Source organism: Photorhabdus sp. RM96S (genome assembly GCF_042879335.1).
Taxonomy (GTDB): Bacteria; Pseudomonadota; Gammaproteobacteria; order Enterobacterales; family Enterobacteriaceae; genus Photorhabdus; species Photorhabdus kayaii.
In genome coordinates this window covers 1-17,508 of record NZ_JBHFKT010000052.1, presented here as the reverse complement: position 1 = coordinate 17,508, position 17,508 = coordinate 1, and the positions used below count along the sequence as shown (strand labels likewise).

Genomic DNA, 17,508 nt, shown 5'->3' with positions numbered 1-17,508 from the left:
CCTAAATAATTTCCCTCCTTGGAGGATAAGCGTGTCTAAGCGTCGAGTAGTTGTGACCGGACTAGGCATGTTATCTCCTGTCGGTAATACAGCTGAATCTTCTTGGAAAGCTGTTTGTGCCGGACAGAGTGGTATCAGCCTTATTGACCATTTTGACACCAGTCACCATGCAACTAAGTTTGCTGGTCTGGTTAAAGATTTTAATCATGAAGATTTCAATATTTCGCGCAAGGATGCACGAAAAATGGATGATTTCATTCAATATGGTATTGCAGCAGGTGTGCAAGCCATTGAAGATTCTGGAATTGAAGTAACAGAAGCCAATGCTAGTCGTTTTGGTGCTGCTATTGGTTCTGGTATTGGTGGTTTGGGTCTGATTGAAGAAAATCACGGGGCGTTGGTGGCGAGTGGTCCTCGTAAGATCAGCCCGTTCTTCGTACCTTCTACGATCGTAAATATGGTAGCAGGTCATCTGAGTATTATTTACGGTTTGCGTGGCCCAAGTATTTCTATCGCCACAGCATGTACGTCAGGTGTACATAATATTGGTCATGCTGCCCGTATTATTGCTTATAATGATGCTGACATTATGCTGGCCGGTGGTGCAGAAAAAGCCAGTACTCCTTTGGGGGTTGGTGGTTTTGGTGCTGCCCGTGCTTTATCTACCCGTAACGATAATCCACAAGGTGCAAGTCGTCCGTGGGATAAAGACCGTGATGGCTTTGTTCTGGGGGATGGTGCAGGTATCTTGGTACTGGAAGAATATGGGCATGCGAAGAGGCGTGGTGCGAAAATTTACGCAGAAATCGTTGGCTTTGGCATGAGCAGCGATGCTTATCATATGACGTCACCACCAGAAAATGGTGCAGGTGCTGCGTTGGCGATGGAAAATGCGCTGAAAGATGCCGGTATCACTACCAAGCAAGTGGGATATATTAATGCTCACGGTACTTCAACATCTGCTGGCGACTTAGCGGAAGCCCATGCAGTTGAGTCCGTGTTTGGTGAAGGCACTGATGTTTTAGTGAGTTCCACCAAATCAATGACGGGTCATTTATTGGGTGCTGCGGGGGCGGTTGAGTCTATTTTCACTATCCTGGCATTACGTGATCAAGTTGTTCCGCCGACTATCAACCTGGAAAATCAGGATGAGAACTGCCGTCTGGATTTCGTGCCAAATGAGTCCCGTAAGGTAGAGGGGATGGAATATGCATTGTGTAACTCTTTCGGTTTCGGTGGCACTAATGGCTCACTAATTTTCCGTAAGATTAAACCTGATTAACAGGTAGCGCCTGATATTACAGAAAAATATGGTTGAGTTCCGCTTAGTATACCCAATGGATTTCAAGATGGATCGCGACGGCAAGGGAGTGAATCCCCGGGAGCATAGGTAACTATGTGACCGGGGTGAGCGAGTGCAGCCAACAAAGAGGCACCTTGAAAGATAACGGGTATATGATTTTGTAAATACTTTAAGGCGATAGTATAGAGAGCTCCAATAGTTAATAATTATTGGAGCTTTTTTTGTGGCAAGAATCATGGACATTTTTGCACTCGTATCAGCGATATACTATGATATCGCTTGTTGATAAATTGCATTGAAATGCCTTTTTTGAATAATTAAGAACAAAATTATATGTATTGGATTAATGGAGAGCAGTGCGACTATTTACCGGCCAATGATCGTTCAGTTCAATTCGGTGATGGTTGCTTCACAACAGTAAAAATAGAACAGGGGCAAGCCGCTTTGTTGTCACTACATATCCAAAGATTACAAAAAGGCGTTGAAAGGTTATATCTTCCACAACCCGATTGGCAACAGCTTGAAAGCCATATAAGACAGGTTGTCTCCACGACTGAACAAGGTGTACTTAAAGTTATTATTTCCCGTGGAACCGGAGGGCGTGGCTATAGTGCTCAGGGGTTTACGCAACCTAATCAGATCTTGTCTCTGAGTCCTTATCCCGATAAGTATTTGAAACAGCGTCAGGAAGGTTTATCTATGGTGCTCAGTCCGGTACCGATGGGAATAAACCCCTATCTTGCCGGAATTAAACACCTTAATCGATTAGAACAGATATTGATTAAAACATTTATCGAAAAATCAAATGCTGATGAAGCTCTGGTACTTGATACTGATGGTTTGCTGGTTGAATGCTGTACTGCAAACATTTTCTGGCGTAAAGGAAAAGATGTGTATACTCCTGATTTACGAGGCTGTGGTATCGAAGGTGTGATGCGGGAAAGAATAATCGCGTTATTATCGGAAAGCGATTATCACTTTTCTTGTGTAAGCTGTTATCCCGAAACATTGGCTGATGCAGATGAAGTGATAGTTTGTAATTCTTTAATGCCAGTGATATCTGTCAAAGAAATTCAAGCTCATGAAAATCAGCCCGGATGGAAATATCAGTCAAGGGAACTGTATAAATATTTGCTTCCTGAATGTCTGAAGTTGTAATTCACGACGTATTTAAGTGAACCGTGTGTTTAAGTGAACAATGTGTTTAAGTGATTAGATTAATTGATGAAATGGAAAAAACGCCTTTTTGCCCTATTGACTTTGATTGTCATTACGGCAGCGATATTACTCTATGCTGGCTATGAAAAAGTTGAAAAATTTGCGGATCAAACACTAACAATTAAACAGGATCGAATATTTACTCTGCCAGCAGGTATTGGTCGTCATGGTTTGGAAGCGTTACTGGTTCGGGATAACTTGATTGAAGATAGTCATATTTTCCCTTGGTTATTAAGGTTGGAGCCAAAACTTGCCGAGTTCAAGGCGGGAACTTACCAATTAACACGAGAAATGACTTTACGGGAAATGTTGCAATTATTCTCTAGTGGTAAAGAAGCGCAATTTACGGTTCGTTTTGTTGAAGGTAGCCGTTTATCTGACTGGTGGAAAATACTACAGCAATCTGAATATCTTAAACATGAATTGGATAATAAAGATGCTCAGGAATTGGCTGAAATACTCGATATTAAAGATACAGATACTCTGGAAGGGTGGCTTTATCCTGATACCTATCACTATACGGCAGGCACAAGCGATGTAACATTGCTGAAACGAGCATATCGACAGATGAAAATGACGCTGGAAGAGGAATGGGAAGGTCGCGACAAAAATCTGCCCTATAATAATGCTTATGAAATGTTGATTATGGCGTCGATTATTGAAAAAGAGACCGGTGTTGAGGCTGAGCGGACAAAAGTTGCTTCTGTGTTTATTAATCGCTTACGGTTGAATATGCGACTTCAAACTGATCCGACAGTGATTTATGGTTTAGGTGAAAAATATACAGGCACTATTTTTCGTAAAGATTTAACGACATTGACGCCCTACAATACTTATATGATTAATGGTTTGCCCCCTACACCGATTGCAATGCCTGGCCTTGCTTCTATAAAAGCGGCTGCACACCCGGCAAAAACCGAATTTCTCTATTTTGTGGCGAATGGCAAAGGTGGTCATACTTTTACAACCAATCTGGCTGCGCATAACAAGGCGGTAAATATTTACCGTCAGAGGTTAAAACAGGACAAATGAACGGCAAATTTATTGTTATTGAAGGGCTGGAAGGCGCAGGAAAAACGTCAGCGATGAAAACAGTCGTTGACATATTGCAGCAGCACGGTATTCAGAATTTAATTTTTACCCGTGAACCGGGTGGAACACCTCTGGCAGAAAAATTACGTGGGTTAATTAAACAAGGTGTTGAAGGTGAACCTCTGACGGATAAAGCAGAGGTGTTAATGTTATATGCAGCCAGAGTTCAATTAGTCGAAAATGTGATTAAACCTGCTTTGGCCCGTGGTACATGGGTTGTGGGTGATCGTCATGACCTCTCTTCCCAGGCGTATCAAGGGGGAGGGCGTGGTATTGATAAAAACTTGATGACTTCGCTACGTGATACTGTGCTGGGTGATTTTCGTCCTGACCTGACTATTTATCTCGATCTTCCTCCTCAAATTGGTTTACTGCGTGCCCGTGAGCGTGGAGAGTTAGACCGAATTGAAAAAGAGTCGATAGATTTTTTTGATCGTACTCGCAGTCGTTACCTGGAGTTTGCAGCACAGGATAAGCGTATTGTGACCGTTGATGCGGCTCAACCAATAGAGCAAGTACAAGCCGATATTTGCCAGGTGCTTGGGCAATGGCTGAAGCGGTAGGAAAATGGCTAAATGAATTGGTATCCGTGGCTTAATCAGGCATATCGTCAGTTGGTGGAATCTCATCAGCAAGGACGAGGCCATCATGCTTTATTGGTTCATGCTAATGCAGGTACTGGGGCCGATGTGTTGATCTATGGATTAAGCCGATGGTTAATGTGTCGGAATAGACAGGGGATGAAAAGTTGTGGAAAGTGTCATAGCTGTCATCTGATGATGGCAGAAACTCATCCTGATTGGCATATTATGTCGCCGGAGAAGGGTAAAACCAGTGTTGGTGTGGAAGCGGTACGGCAAATTACGGAAAAGCTCTATAGCCGTTCTCAGCAAGGTGGGGTAAAAATTGTCTGGTTACCTTTGACTGAATGTCTGACAGATGCGGCTGCCAATGCATTATTGAAAACGTTGGAAGAGCCGCCGGAACATACCTATTTTCTTCTGAAATGTCGGCAGCCGTCCAGTCTTTTGGCTACTTTACGCAGCCGCTGTTTTTACTATTTTCTGCCGGTACCTGAGACGGAAAGTAGCCTTTATTGGTTGCAAAAACAGTTGCCTTTAATTTCTTCGGTCGATGCAATGACAGCCTTGAAATTGTCTCAGGGAGCACCTGTAGCAGCAGAACAATTGTTGCAACCGGAGCAATGGCAGATACGGGAACAGTTTTGCCAGGCTGTTAAACAGGCTTTGGATAAACGTGATGCTTTGTCACTTTTACCCCAACTGAATCATGAAAATGCGCCGCAACGCCTTCATTGGCTTATCAGTTTGTTATTTGATGCGGTGAAGTGGCAACAGCAGTTACAGCGTTATTGTATCAATCAGGATCAACAAACGCTGATTTATCAATTGAGTTCCATGCATACTATGGCTGTTTTACTGCAAAGCGTTGATGAGTGGATGTCTTGTCGTCATCAGTTGCTTTCAGTCGTGGGCGTAAATTGGGAATTGTTACTGGCAGAACAGTTGCTCAATTGGGAAAAACAGTTTACTTCATGACCCTGAAATCTTTTTGTATACGAGTTTAAATATGTTGTTAGTTGATTCGCATTGTCATCTCGATTGTCTCGATTATGAAAACCTACATAAAAATGTAGATGATGTTGTTGCGAAAGCGGCAGATCGGGAGGTTAAATTTATGCTGGCAGTAGCGACGACGCTACCCGGTTTCCAGCAAATGAAAACCCTAATTGGTGAACGGGAAAATATCGTATTTTCCTGTGGTATTCATCCACTTAACTTGGATGAAGGTTATAATTTTGATGAGTTAGCGCGTTTAGCAGCCGGGAATGAAGTTGTTGCACTAGGTGAAACTGGGCTGGATTACTATTATCAACAGGATAATGCTGAATTACAGCGAACCTCATTTCGTGAACATATCCGTATCGGACGCAAACTCAACAAGCCTGTTATCGTTCATACCCGTAGTGCCCGTGATGATACTTTGAGAGTATTACGTGAAGAACAGGCACGAGAATGTGGTGGTGTTTTGCACTGTTTTACCGAAGATAAAGATACCGCTAGAGAATTACTGGATTTAGGCTTCTATATTTCATTCTCTGGTATTGTTACTTTCCGTAATGCGGAGCCAATTCGTGAAGCAGCAAGATATGTACCATTGGATCGTATTCTGATTGAAACCGATTCTCCTTATCTTGCACCTGTGCCTCATCGTGGTAAAGAAAACCAGCCTGCTTATGTGCGTGATGTTGCGGAATATATGGCTGTATTCAAGGGGGTGAGTATTGAGGCATTGGCAGAAGTGACCACACAGAATTTTTGCGATTTATTTCATGTTGATGTAGACAAAATTTGATTTATCAACTTGAATCTTTGGTTTGTAAGCGCTCATATATCTGTTGTTTTTTGAATAAAAGGAAAATGTGATGATAGAAGAAACTATTTTCAGTAAAATTATTCGCCGTGAAATACCTTCTGATATTGTTTACCAGGACGATCTAGTCACTGCATTCCGCGATATTTCTCCACAGGCCCCGACTCATATTTTGATTATTCCTAATGTTCTGATCCCAACCATGAACGATGTTAAACCGGAACATGAAGCAGCATTAGGTCGAATGATGACGGTTGCAGCAAAAATTGCTGAACAAGAAGGCATTGCTGAAGATGGATATCGTTTGATTGTGAACTGTAATCGCCATGCGAGGCAGGAGGTTTATCATATTCATATGCATTTGGTTGGTGGTCGCCATTTAGGGCCATTGTTGATGAAGTCAATATGAAGTACTGAAATTCATGGACATCGGCAGATATTCGGGGGGATGTTTATTCTAAACTGGCTCCGAATATCTCGATTTTGTAATATACCCTATGGATTTCAAGATACATCGCGACGGCAAGGGAGCGAATCCCTGGGAGCATAGATAACGATGTGACCGGGGTGAGTGAGTGCAGCCAACAAAGAGGCAACTTGAAAGATAACGGGTATAAATGCTGCAAATTTATCATTGGAGTTGAACCGATAATATGTTGCTGGTGTCACAGCAAAAACTTATCTGTTTTTTAAAACTCTGTAATTGGAATAGGTTGATGAGAAGAATTCTTTTTGTAGCACTATCGGTTATGTTTTTGGCGGGATGTCCATCCTTGCCACCGGAGCAGCCTGAACCTCCGACTCCGGTTGTACCAGTGACCCCATCGGAAAAACCGACACCACCATCTGAAAAGGTACCAGAGCCTCCTAAAATGAGTGCGATTGACTGGGAAAGTACCGTGCAACCATTAGTAGAGCAACTCGTTAAGGCTCATGGGTTGGAAAACGCGAAGTTACTATTAGTTGATACAGTGAAAAACAATACTAACGGCGCATTACAAACCATGCAAGCAACCGATGCTTTGCGTCAAGCTATCAGTAGCGAGCATGTTTTTGAATTAATACCCCAAAATCAGGTGCAAAATGCCCGTCAATCTCTGGGCTTATCTGAAGAAGATAGTTTGGGATTGCGCAGTAAAGCGATTGGTCTGGCTCGTTATTTGAATGCGGAATATGTTCTCTATTCCATAGTTTCAGGTAATAGCGATAAGCGTGATATCGTCATGCAATTGATGCTGGTAAAGACGGGCGAGATTCTTTGGTCGGGGCACGGTGACGTTAAATAATCATAATTGTTTATTGCAGGCATTGTGCAAACAATGGCCGCATACCGCAGTAAACGATTGGGAGATAAGACCGTTAAGTGGGCTGACGAATGAGAGTTATTATGCCACCAATGGTGAATATCATATTGTCGGCCGCAGGCAGGGGCAGCAGGCGAAACAGCTTGGCGTTAATCGTCAACGTGAAAGCGCCATTTTACGCCATCTCAGCCAAGTAAAAATTGCTCCGCAAGTCATAGCAATGGTTCCTCACTGGCTATTGTTGGAGTGGTTGCCTGGTCATATTATTGGGCAAAATGAGTTTTCTCAGCCTGAATTTTTGCAAAAACTGGCGGCATTATTGGCTATTTTGCATCACCAGCCTCTGTTTGGTTACCGGCTTCAACTGAGGCATCAGCTAGAAAGCCATTGGTTGCAAATTGATAAAGCGCGTCTTACTCCCTGTTGGTTGCGGCTGCATAAACGTTTTATGTCATCTCCGATGCCTTCAATACTAAAATTATCACCCGTTCATATGGACGTGCATTGTGGTAATTTGCTTAATACCTCTCAAGGGCTGAAACTCATTGATTGGGAATATGCAACTGATACTGATATTGGATTTGCGTTAGCGGCGTTGTTTCGCACTGATCATTGGGATGAGCCGCAGCAGCAGGATTTTTTGAATTACTATTGTAGTCAGCCATCAGGATATTTAAACCGGACACTATTAGAACGTCAAATTAAACGTTGGCAACCTTGGGTTGATTACATGATTTTAATGTGGTTTGAAGTGCGCTGGAAACAGAGTGGTGATCCACACTTTTTAGAACTAGCACAACCGTTGCGCCTCTCTTTTGGTCTATACCCTATGGATTTCAAGGTGGATCGCGACGGCAAGGGAGCGAATCCCCGGGAGCATAGATAACTATGTGACCGGGGTGGGTGGGTGCAGCCAACAAAGAGGCAACTTGAAGGATAAAGGGTATAACGTTTTAAGCTGCATTGATTGCAGTAATATGAATATAAGCGAGGAATGTTATGGGTCCGATCATGTTAGATGTTGTCGGTTATGAATTGGATAATGAAGAAAAGGAAATTTTGCAACATCCATTAGTGGGCGGATTAATTCTGTTTACCCGCAATTTTTATGATGTTGAGCAATTACGAGAATTAGTCCGTCAGATTCGTAAGGCTTCTCGTCATCGTCTTGTGATTGCTGTTGATCAAGAAGGCGGCAGAGTTCAGCGTTTTCGCGAAGGTTTCACTTGTTTACCGGCGGCTCAATCTTTTGCTGGATTGAGTGACAATCTCAATGGCACCCAATTGGCGGAAGAGGCGGGCTGGTTGATGGCGTCTGAAATGATTGCTATGGATATCGATATCAGCTTTGCGCCGGTATTGGATTTAGGTCACCAGTGTGTGGCTATTGGTGAACGTTCATTCCATAAAGATCCTGAACAGGCCAAGATGATGGCGGAGTACTTTATTAAGGGCATGCATTCTGCCGGAATGAAATCGACGGGTAAACATTTTCCGGGGCATGGTGCTGTCGATGCTGATTCTCATAAAGAAACTCCCTGTGATGATCGCCCGTTAGAAGCGATTTGTCATCATGACATGTCTATTTTCCGTGATTTTATCCAGCGTAATTTATTGGATGCGATTATGCCGGCTCATGTGATCTATTCTCAGGTAGATGAACATCCCGCCAGCGGGTCGTCATATTGGTTAAAATCAGTGCTGCGTCAGCAATTGGGCTTTAATGGCGTGGTATTTTCCGATGATCTCTCTATGGAAGGGGCGGCAATGATGGGAAGTTATGTTGAACGCGGACAGACTGCTCTCAATGCAGGCTGTGACATAATTTTGATATGTAATAACCGTGATGGAGCAGTTAGCGTGCTTGATAATCTGCCTTTGACCAAAGTGGAAAAATTATCAGAATTGTATCATCGAGGTGGTCAATACAGTCTGAATGAGTTAAAGAATTCAAAACGTTGGCAACAAGCTAATAAAGCACTAACGGTTTTACATGAGCAATGGCAGGATTGTGGGCGGTAATTTGTAAAGTCGTATCTTATGTTTGTTCTATACCCTATGGATTTCAAGATGCATCGCGGCGGCAAGGGAGTGAATCCCCGGGAGCATAGATAACTATGTGACCGGGGTGAGCGAGTGCAGCCAACAAAGAGGCAACTTGAAAGATGACGGGTATATACCCTATGGATTTCAAGATGCTTCGCGACGGCAAGGGAGTGAATCCCCGGGAGCATAGATAACTATGTGACCGGGGTGAGTGAGTGCAGCCAACAAAGAGGCAACTTGAAAGATGACGGGTATATTACTAAATAAATGACTTTTAATGTTGATGGTGCGGGAAAATATCCCACTTTTTGTATACATAGCATGGTCATATTCCTAAAATTTCATTGATATCAGGTTCTTTAAGGCATCTTTTTTGATGCATATTTTATTTCCTATGTAAATAAGAAAATGAAATAAATAAGAGCCGAATCCAACCAACTGAAAATAAATTGACAAATTTTGTGATTGATGTTTATTTATTCAAAAGAATTTGATGTTGTTCAATTTTGGTATGACCCACCAACCAGTCATGATATTCTGTAATTATCACATCGGTTATTTATATAAAACTAAATGTTATTTAAAGGTATTATTTTACTGCCCTTAAATAACATTTGGTTTACATTTTAGTGGAGTAGTCATGACAACACCAAAGAAGAGAATTGTTATCATTGGTGGAGGTGCCGGTGGTTTGGAACTGGCAACCAGTCTGGGGCATAAGTTGGGTCGTAAGAAGAAAGCAGAAATTGTGCTGGTGGATCGTAATCAAAGTCATTTATGGAAGCCGTTATTACATGAAGTGGCAACAGGCTCCCTTGACGATGGGGTTGATGCGTTGAGTTATCTGGCTCATGCCCGTAACCACTATTTCAGTTTCCAATTAGGGACGTTAACTGATATTCACCGTGATAGCAGAAAAATTACTTTGACTGAGATCAGGGATGAATATAACGAAGTATTGGTTCCTGAACGTGAATTGAGCTATGACATTCTAGTTATGGCCTTGGGAAGTACATCTAATGATTTTAATACACAAGGTGTGAAAGAGCATTGTATCTTCCTGGATAACCCACAACAGGCTCACCGTTTCCATAATGAAATGTTGAATCTGTTTCTTAAGTATTCTGCAAACTGTGGTCAGCAAGATAAGGTTAATATTGCTATCGTTGGCGGTGGTGCGACAGGTGTTGAGTTATCAGCGGAATTGCACAATGCGGTAAAACAGCTTAACAGTTATGGTTTTGAAGGGCTGAGTTCAGAAGCATTGAACGTGACGCTAGTCGAAGCAGGGGAGCGAATTTTGCCTGCATTGCCGGCACGTATTTCTGCTGCGGCACATCAGGAACTCACAAAACTTGGCGTTCATGTATTAACCAAAACTATGGTGACCAGCGCTAATGAACGTGGATTGAGTACTAAAGAAGGTGAGCTGATTAAAGCTGATCTCATGGTATGGGCTGCCGGTATCAAAGTACCTGATTTTATAAAAGATATTGCCGGTCTTGAAACTAACCGGATTAATCAGCTAGTGGTAAAGCCAACTCTGCAAACGACACTTGATGATCATATTTTTGCTATTGGTGATTGTGCATCATGCTCGAAGAAGGAAGGTGGTTTTGTTCCACCAAGGGCACAGGCGGCTCATCAAATGGCTAGCTGCTGTTACAGTAATATTATTGCCTTGTTGCATGATAAACCGTTAAAAGAGTATACCTATAAGGATCATGGCTCATTGGTATCATTGTCTAAATTCAGTACGGTGGGTAGTTTGATGGGCAATTTGATGCGTGGTTCAATGATGATCGAAGGGCGTATAGCTCGTGCTGTCTATATCTCTTTATATCGTATGCATCAGGTGGCTCTACATGGTTATATTAAAACTGGCTTGATGATGCTTGTTGGCGGAATTAACCGTGTTATCCGTCCACGATTAAAACTGCATTAATTATTTAATTGATATAAGGCCATCCGTAGAATAACGGGTGGCCCTGATAAAGCATCACGACTTTAATCTGAAGTCATTTACCTTAATTAAGAAAACAGACGATCAATTAATTTGAAAGCATTTGCGACATTTGGTCTCGTACCGATTCCTTGTGGTTCTCCTATTATAAAACCGCTACTTCTAACCAGTGTTGCTATTTGAGTGCTATTAAGATATTTATGATATTTTAATTTAACATAGGATTGAATAAGCGCTAATGCACCTGCAACTAAAGGTGTAGCGCTGGATGTGCCATTATAACTGCGAGTATAATTTCTATTATTTCCTGGTAGGTACTGTAAGTTTGTATACCCAGTAGTTGTGACGTTCTCACCCCAGGAATTTAAACTGGTGTGAAGATTATGATTGGAAAAGCCTAACCTGTGTCCATTAATTGATGTACAGGCACCGATCATAATACCACCAGGATCGCCATAATTAGGGAAAGTGAAGTCATAGGCTAAATTAAGACCACTATTACCAGAAGCGAAAATAATTATTGCCCCTGCATCAGCACAGCTTTTTATTTTTTGCCAATTAGATTTGAGGTAGGTGAAAGGATAATATCTATTATTGGCTACAGTTTGAATATTTAAACTAATAATATCTCCTGGTAAAAAGCTATATATTATTCTATTAAAATCATCGACGTCATAAAAACGGAATTGACATTCGTGAGCAATACCCGTCACACCGAATTTATTATCTTTTGCAGCAATACAGCCGGTGGCTGCTGTGCCGTGATTACAATCTTGTGTTTCTGGGCGGCTATTGATAACCGTAATATTACCAACTAAATCTTCATGGTTTCTATAAACGCCAAAATCAAGATGGTGTACAGTGACGCCTTTGCCTTTATAACCTTCATCCCAGACCTTCCTAATATTCATACCGCTGTGTTCGTCTAAATATCCCTGTAGATGTGAAAAATCAGGTGTAACGATATGAGTAGTATCAAATTCAGGAATTATTGTTTCCTCTTCGGACAGAAGTAAAGGCGGTGGCGGTAGCTCTTTCAACATCGGCGTAAGAGAGCAAAATTCGACATAATCCAGTTTCTCCAGTTCATTGGCTAACTTGATTAAATCAGCATGATTAATATCAGCATCTATCTTGTAGAGGTGAATTAACTTACTGAATTCTGGTGTTTTCCAGGTTTTCTTATCTAAATCTTCTTGATTAAAAACAGGTTTTATCTCTATTGCGTGTTGAGATGAATTAAAAGCAGATAATAAATTATCTTTTTCTATTTCAAATTTTTTTAGTCCATCAGGGGAAAACATAATCTCAAGGTTATATTTCAAATTCTTGTCTGGGATATCATTGTTTCCTTTTAAAGAGATAATGTTTTCTTTGGAAGGTATCTGTTTCGGTGGTATGTGGTTAATGTTGATATTATCAGTTTTGTCTTTATCTATCTCATCGATTTTTTTATCGATATCAAACAGAAAGTCTGATTCTTTTATTTCTATATTTTCTGGTGTAAGCGTAGCAATTGTTTTACCGTCTTTTTTAATGGTAGTTTCTATTGTATAATTTGCGGGTTTAAGTGAAGTCAAACAGATGAGTTGATTATCTTCACTATAACGTTCATATATCTCTTTTGTGTTTGAATTGGTTACGGTGTATTTTATTCCTGTATCGTTACTAATTTCACCGTGACATTTAAGATACAAATTACCGTCAAATTTTGCAGATTGAAAATACTCAAGGGATATGGACATTTTCATTCTCCTCTTTAGTTAATTTCCTCCTCAGTATAACTATAGTTGAGTATTTTAAATTATTATTATTCCTTAGTCCATTGTTCTGTTAGAGAGTAACTGGGTTATCGATACTAATTATTACTGAATGTGATTTTAAAATTAATTTATAATCGCTTTGGTGAGGAAGTTATTTTTCTTAAAATAAAAAGTGGGTTTTTATTAGGATGGGTAAGTTTGAATGACCTTGTTAATAGCATGGGATATATTCACATAGTAAGTGCAACATTGTTACTCTGGAAGTAAATATATCTGTATTCCTTTAAATAATTCATTGGGTGTTTTACCGCCACGAGTTTTTCAGGGGCGATGACTTAATCGGTTTACCACAAAATCTATTTCCTGCTCAGAGATTTCATTAAAATTGGTTCCCTTTGGAAAGTATTGCTTGATTGACCCATTGATATTTTCATTGGTCCCTTCTTTCCCAAGGTGAATTAGGGTGAGAAAAGTAAATTTGCGCCTCTAATTTAGTTCATGCTCTGCAAACTCCAAACATCGTATCATCTTCCCAATTGCCACTACGTTCAACTCTCCAATTACGGAGAATGACGCTAACAAATCATGCTATTTATCCCATATAATTATGAAGAATTTAGGTTAAGTGATCTTCTGGCAGAGTGAGCAGCAAATAAAAAGCAAGATTGGCATGGATAAATCCTCCCTGGAGATCTTTGTCTCATTAGGCTTCATGATTTTTTCCAATCTGTGAGTTAATTACGGAGCAATAGCACTGGATTTATTTTTACTTGAGATAGTTTATTTAACCAAAATCGATATGGGCAGTCTAACTAGACATCAAGTCTGGTAATAGAAAAATTAGCTGCATAATCACCACCAACACTTGCTATCTGATGGTTATTTCCCAATCCGAAATAGCATAGCGTCAGTTCTGCCAACTGAGCTAAAAATCATCATCTAACCTAATCAAAAAGGGTTATACTTCATCACCCATTAACAACATCTGTCACATTCTAAGTCATTTCATACCGAAACAAATCATCATAAATGTGATAAGAATCACATAATAAAAATAAAAAAATAAAATTTATTTGAAATTATTAATGCTGGTTATTAAATGATTAATATTAATCTATTTTTTATACAATATTGTCACAAAATAATCACATTGGCCTGTTTTTTGCTTTGCAATATAACCCTTTGTTTTTGCTGCCATCTTAACCAACCCCCTATTTTAGTTGCCCGGTTGATAATCAACCCTAAATATTGATCGCTAAGCTAAATTTGTGGTTAATACTGCTTCGGTATTGTGGAATAGAAAGTCAATGAAAAGCAGTATTTTAGTATTTGTGGTTTTTTGTAGCGTGGCTTCAGGCAGTCAGGCCGCCGACATCGCAGAACAACAACTCATTCATCAACAGGCCCGCCAGCAAGCCCTGGAGGCGCAATTAGCCCCGCCGCCTGCGGAGATTCACCTGTCTGTACCGGAAACGGGGGCGTCATCCGCCTTTCCGGTGGAAACCCCGTGTTTTCCTATCACCCGCGTCAGACTGGCAGGCACCGAAAATTTCCCGCACTGGTTGCCGTTCAGGCGTGTCGCCCAACAGGGCGAAAACCATTGCCTGGGCGATAAAGGCATTAGCCGGCTGATGACCCAATTGCAAAATCAGCTCATCAATCACGGCTATGTCACCAGCCGGGTTCTGGCTCCTCGCCAGGATTTGCGTACCCACACCTTAAAACTGGTGATGATACCGGGAAAAATCCGGCATATCCGCTATACCCCTGACAGCGGGAAAGATATCCAGCGGATAACCCCCTTTCCCGCGCGTGAAGGCAAGCTGCTGGATTTACGGGATATTGAGCAGGGATTAGAAAACTTGCAACGTTTCCCGACCGTGCAGGCGGAGATGAACATTGTCCCGGCAGAGCAGCCGGGAGAGAGCGATATTGTGCTGGACTGGCGTCAGTCCCGGCACTGGCGAATCGCCACGTATTTGGATGATACCGGCTCAAAGAGCACCGGGCGTTATCAGGGCGGACTCACCTTCTTTCTGGATAACCCGCTGGCGTTAAGCGACCTGTTCTACCTCTCCGGGGGACGCGATATTCACTCATCTGCCGGGAAAGGCAGCCAAAACGACACGCTCTATTACTCCGTGCCCTTCGGCTACTGGATGACGAGCGTGACGGCCAGTCATTACGATTATACCCAGACAATAGCCGGGCTGAATCAGGCGATCCAATACCGGGGCAAAAGCCAAAACCTGGCGGTCCAGCTTAGCCGGGTGCTGCACCGTAATGCTGACCAAAAGACTCTGCTCAACGGTGAAATTTATCGTCGGGCGTCCCGCAATTTTATTGATAAGACCGAAGTTGATGTTCAGCGCCGGGAAACCGCGGGCTGGAAGCTGGGGCTGTCCCATCACCACTTTATCGGCAGCGCGACGCTGGATACCAAAGTGACTTACCAGCAGGGCATGCGCTGGTTTGGCGCGCAACCTGCGCCGGAAGAGTACCGCAATGAAGGAACCGCCTTACCCAAAATCACCCAATTCTCGGCGACGCTTGCCGGGCCGTTAACGCTGTTTTCTCAGCCCTTTTCTTATCAGACCCAATACTTACGTCAGATAAGCGCCAGCCCATTGACGCCCCAGGATCGATTCTCGATTGGCGGCCGCTGGACCGTGCGCGGCTTTGATGGCGAGTTGACCTTATCCGCCGATCGGGGTTGGTACAGCCGGAACGAACTGGACTGGCAAACCCCGCTGCGCGGGCAATCGCTGTATCTGGCAATGGATTATGGCGAAGTGGGCGGACGGGGCAGCGACGCGCTGCTCGGAAAACACCTGGCGGGGAGTGCTCTGGGTTGGCGCGGCAGCCTGAAAGGGGTGAGCTACGACCTGTTTGTCGGCGTCCCGCTGTCCAAACCCGCCGGTTTCCAAACTTCCCCCGTCACGGCCGGATTCAACCTGTATTGGCAGTATTAATTCAAATAACCAAGCTGCCGGTGGGTGGTGTTGTGTGGAGCAAAAGTTATGAACAAGCAGTTGTATCGTATTATCTTTAATCAATCCCGCCAGATGTGGATGGTAGTGGCAGAGATAGCGCGGGCCGGACGGGGACGAACCGGGCGCCGATATCGGTGCCCCTCTTCACCACAGCATCGTTGCCGACTCACTGCGCTACGGTTTGGATTGTTGTTAGCCTTTGGCGGGATTTCGCTCACCGCGCAGGCGGCGATTGTGGCCGATGGACAGGCGCCGGGGCGCCAGAAACCGACGATCATTCGCAGCGCCAACGGCACGCCGCAGGTCAATATCCAGACCCCCGGCGCCGACGGCGTTTCCCACAATACCTACCGTCAGTTTGATGTGGATAAACAGGGGGTTATCCTCAATAACAGCCATCAGGCTACGCAGACGCAACTGGGCGGCATGGTGGCCGGTAATCCGTGGTTAGCCAAAGGAGACGCCAGTGTTATCCTCAACGAAGTCAACAGCCATGACCGCAGTCACCTCAATGGCTGGATTGAAGTGGCCGGGCATAAAGCCGAGGTGATTATTGCCAATCCCTCTGGTATCACCTGTAACGGTTGCGGGTTCATTAACTCACATCGCACCACGCTCACCACCGGACAAGCGCTGATGGAGCGAGGTCGGCTGAAAGGGTTTGATGTCAATCAGGGGGAAGTGCGGATTGACGGGCACGGCATGGACAGCACACAGCAAAGTTACACCGATATTATTGCCCGTTCCGTGGCGATTAATGCCAAATTACACGCGCAAGACCTGAAAGTGACCACCGGGCGCAATATTGTGGATGCGACGCATCAGCAGATTGAGAAAAAATCGATTGACGATGAAAAGCACCCGGCGTTTGCGTTGGATGTGGCGGCGCTGGGCGGCATGTATGCCCATAAAATCAGGCTGATAGGCACCGAAACGGGGGTGGGCGTGCATAATGCCGGTAATATCGGCGCGTCTGCCGGGGAGGTCCATATCACCGCCGAGGGCCGGATAGAGAACCGCGGCACCCTCAGCAGCCGGGATACGTTGCAATTAACCTCGTCTGCCGATGTCACTAACACCGGCAAATTGCTGTCCCAATCGGCGGTGAATTTACAGACCAAAGGAGCACTGCGCAATCAGGGCCGGGTGGAAGCTCGCGGCGATGCCACGGTCAACGCAGGCACAATACACAGCAGCCATGACAGCGTGTGGGCCGCGGGACTGGATGATAACGGCAACACTACCCGTCCCGGCTCACTGACTCTGACCGCGCAGCACGTTCAGGCGAAGGGGAAAAATCTGGCCGCCGATACGCTGGCTGTCCACAGCCAACAGATTGACCTGAGCGACAGCCAGACCGCAGCCAGCCAGATTCAACTCACCGCCAGTCAAGCGGGGATCAGTACCGCTCGCGCTACCGTCAACGCCGACC

Annotated in this window: 16 protein-coding genes and 1 pseudogene; 15 read left to right on the top strand and 2 right to left on the bottom strand. The window is 43.6% G+C overall.

Annotated elements, in window-relative coordinates:
* Positions 1–31 precede the first annotated feature (31 nt).
* The 13 genes from fabF to ACGF49_RS21905 all read left to right on the top strand — a co-directional run bounded on the left by fabF (position 32) and on the right by ACGF49_RS21905 (position 11,302).
* On the top strand, positions 32–1,282 hold the full coding sequence (fabF, locus tag ACGF49_RS21965; RefSeq protein ID WP_113041899.1) for a beta-ketoacyl-ACP synthase II: 1,251 nt from the start codon (positions 32–34) through the stop codon (positions 1,280–1,282).
* 354 nt (positions 1,283–1,636) lie between these two features.
* The gene (gene pabC / locus ACGF49_RS21960; RefSeq protein WP_228901489.1) at positions 1,637–2,461 is read left to right on the top strand and encodes an aminodeoxychorismate lyase; all 825 of its coding nucleotides are present in this window, start codon (positions 1,637–1,639) and stop codon (positions 2,459–2,461) included.
* A 66-nt stretch (positions 2,462–2,527) separates the two neighbouring features.
* Positions 2,528–3,553 carry an endolytic transglycosylase MltG gene (gene mltG, locus ACGF49_RS21955; protein WP_113041897.1) on the top strand — a complete coding sequence of 342 codons (1,026 nt, stop codon included), beginning with the start codon at positions 2,528–2,530 and terminating at the stop codon, positions 3,551–3,553.
* Complete coding sequence (gene tmk, locus ACGF49_RS21950) at positions 3,550–4,176, top strand: dTMP kinase (RefSeq protein WP_113041896.1); 627 nt, start codon at positions 3,550–3,552, stop codon at positions 4,174–4,176. Before mltG ends, tmk begins: the two co-directional genes overlap by 4 nt.
* Positions 4,177–4,188: 12 nt before the next feature.
* The gene (gene holB, locus ACGF49_RS21945) at positions 4,189–5,172 is read left to right on the top strand and encodes a DNA polymerase III subunit delta' (RefSeq protein ID WP_113041895.1); all 984 of its coding nucleotides are present in this window, start codon (positions 4,189–4,191) and stop codon (positions 5,170–5,172) included.
* Between the two features lie 31 nt (positions 5,173–5,203).
* Entirely contained in the window at positions 5,204–5,989 is a 786-nt protein-coding gene (locus ACGF49_RS21940) for a metal-dependent hydrolase (protein WP_228901487.1), read from the top strand.
* Positions 5,990–6,059: 70 nt separating this feature from the next.
* Positions 6,060–6,416, top strand: a complete 357-nt coding sequence (gene hinT / locus ACGF49_RS21935; RefSeq protein WP_113027017.1) for a purine nucleoside phosphoramidase — start codon at positions 6,060–6,062, stop codon at positions 6,414–6,416.
* 149 nt (positions 6,417–6,565) lie between these two features.
* A complete protein-coding gene (locus ACGF49_RS21930; RefSeq protein WP_267479097.1) occupies positions 6,566–6,700 on the top strand; it encodes a hypothetical protein in 135 nt (44 codons plus the stop codon).
* Positions 6,701–6,723: 23 nt separating this feature from the next.
* Positions 6,724–7,293: a penicillin-binding protein activator LpoB gene (gene lpoB / locus ACGF49_RS21925; RefSeq protein ID WP_011147044.1), complete on the top strand. Its 570-nt coding sequence runs from the start codon at positions 6,724–6,726 to the stop codon at positions 7,291–7,293.
* Entirely contained in the window at positions 7,280–8,197 is a 918-nt protein-coding gene (gene thiK, locus ACGF49_RS21920) for a thiamine kinase (protein ID WP_228901485.1), read from the top strand. Before lpoB ends, thiK begins: the two co-directional genes overlap by 14 nt.
* 4 nt (positions 8,198–8,201) lie before the next feature.
* The gene (locus ACGF49_RS21915) at positions 8,202–8,345 is read left to right on the top strand and encodes a hypothetical protein (protein ID WP_228901483.1); all 144 of its coding nucleotides are present in this window, start codon (positions 8,202–8,204) and stop codon (positions 8,343–8,345) included.
* Positions 8,311–9,333 (top strand): beta-N-acetylhexosaminidase, encoded by a 1,023-nt coding sequence (nagZ, locus tag ACGF49_RS21910; RefSeq protein WP_113041891.1) that lies wholly within the window; start codon positions 8,311–8,313, stop codon positions 9,331–9,333. Before ACGF49_RS21915 ends, nagZ begins: the two co-directional genes overlap by 35 nt.
* 664 nt (positions 9,334–9,997) lie before the next feature.
* Positions 9,998–11,302: an NAD(P)/FAD-dependent oxidoreductase gene (locus ACGF49_RS21905; protein ID WP_228901479.1), complete on the top strand. Its 1,305-nt coding sequence runs from the start codon at positions 9,998–10,000 to the stop codon at positions 11,300–11,302.
* 86 nt (positions 11,303–11,388) lie between these two features.
* Here ACGF49_RS21905 and ACGF49_RS21900 read toward each other — a convergent pair whose 3' ends face one another.
* Both ACGF49_RS21900 and ACGF49_RS21895 read right to left on the bottom strand, forming a co-directional pair.
* Entirely contained in the window at positions 11,389–13,065 is a 1,677-nt protein-coding gene (locus ACGF49_RS21900; RefSeq protein WP_113041889.1) for a S8 family peptidase, read from the bottom strand.
* Positions 13,066–13,335: 270 nt separating this feature from the next.
* A pseudogene (locus ACGF49_RS21895) lies at positions 13,336–13,576 on the bottom strand (transposase); the annotation flags it as partial.
* Positions 13,577–14,390: 814 nt separating this feature from the next.
* Here ACGF49_RS21895 and ACGF49_RS21890 point away from each other — a divergent pair.
* Both ACGF49_RS21890 and ACGF49_RS21885 read left to right on the top strand, forming a co-directional pair.
* On the top strand, positions 14,391–16,055 hold the full coding sequence (locus tag ACGF49_RS21890; RefSeq protein WP_387492775.1) for a ShlB/FhaC/HecB family hemolysin secretion/activation protein: 1,665 nt from the start codon (positions 14,391–14,393) through the stop codon (positions 16,053–16,055).
* 48 nt (positions 16,056–16,103) lie between these two features.
* The coding region (locus tag ACGF49_RS21885) for a filamentous hemagglutinin N-terminal domain-containing protein (protein WP_387492772.1) at positions 16,104–17,508 on the top strand (1,405 nt) is incomplete at its 3' end.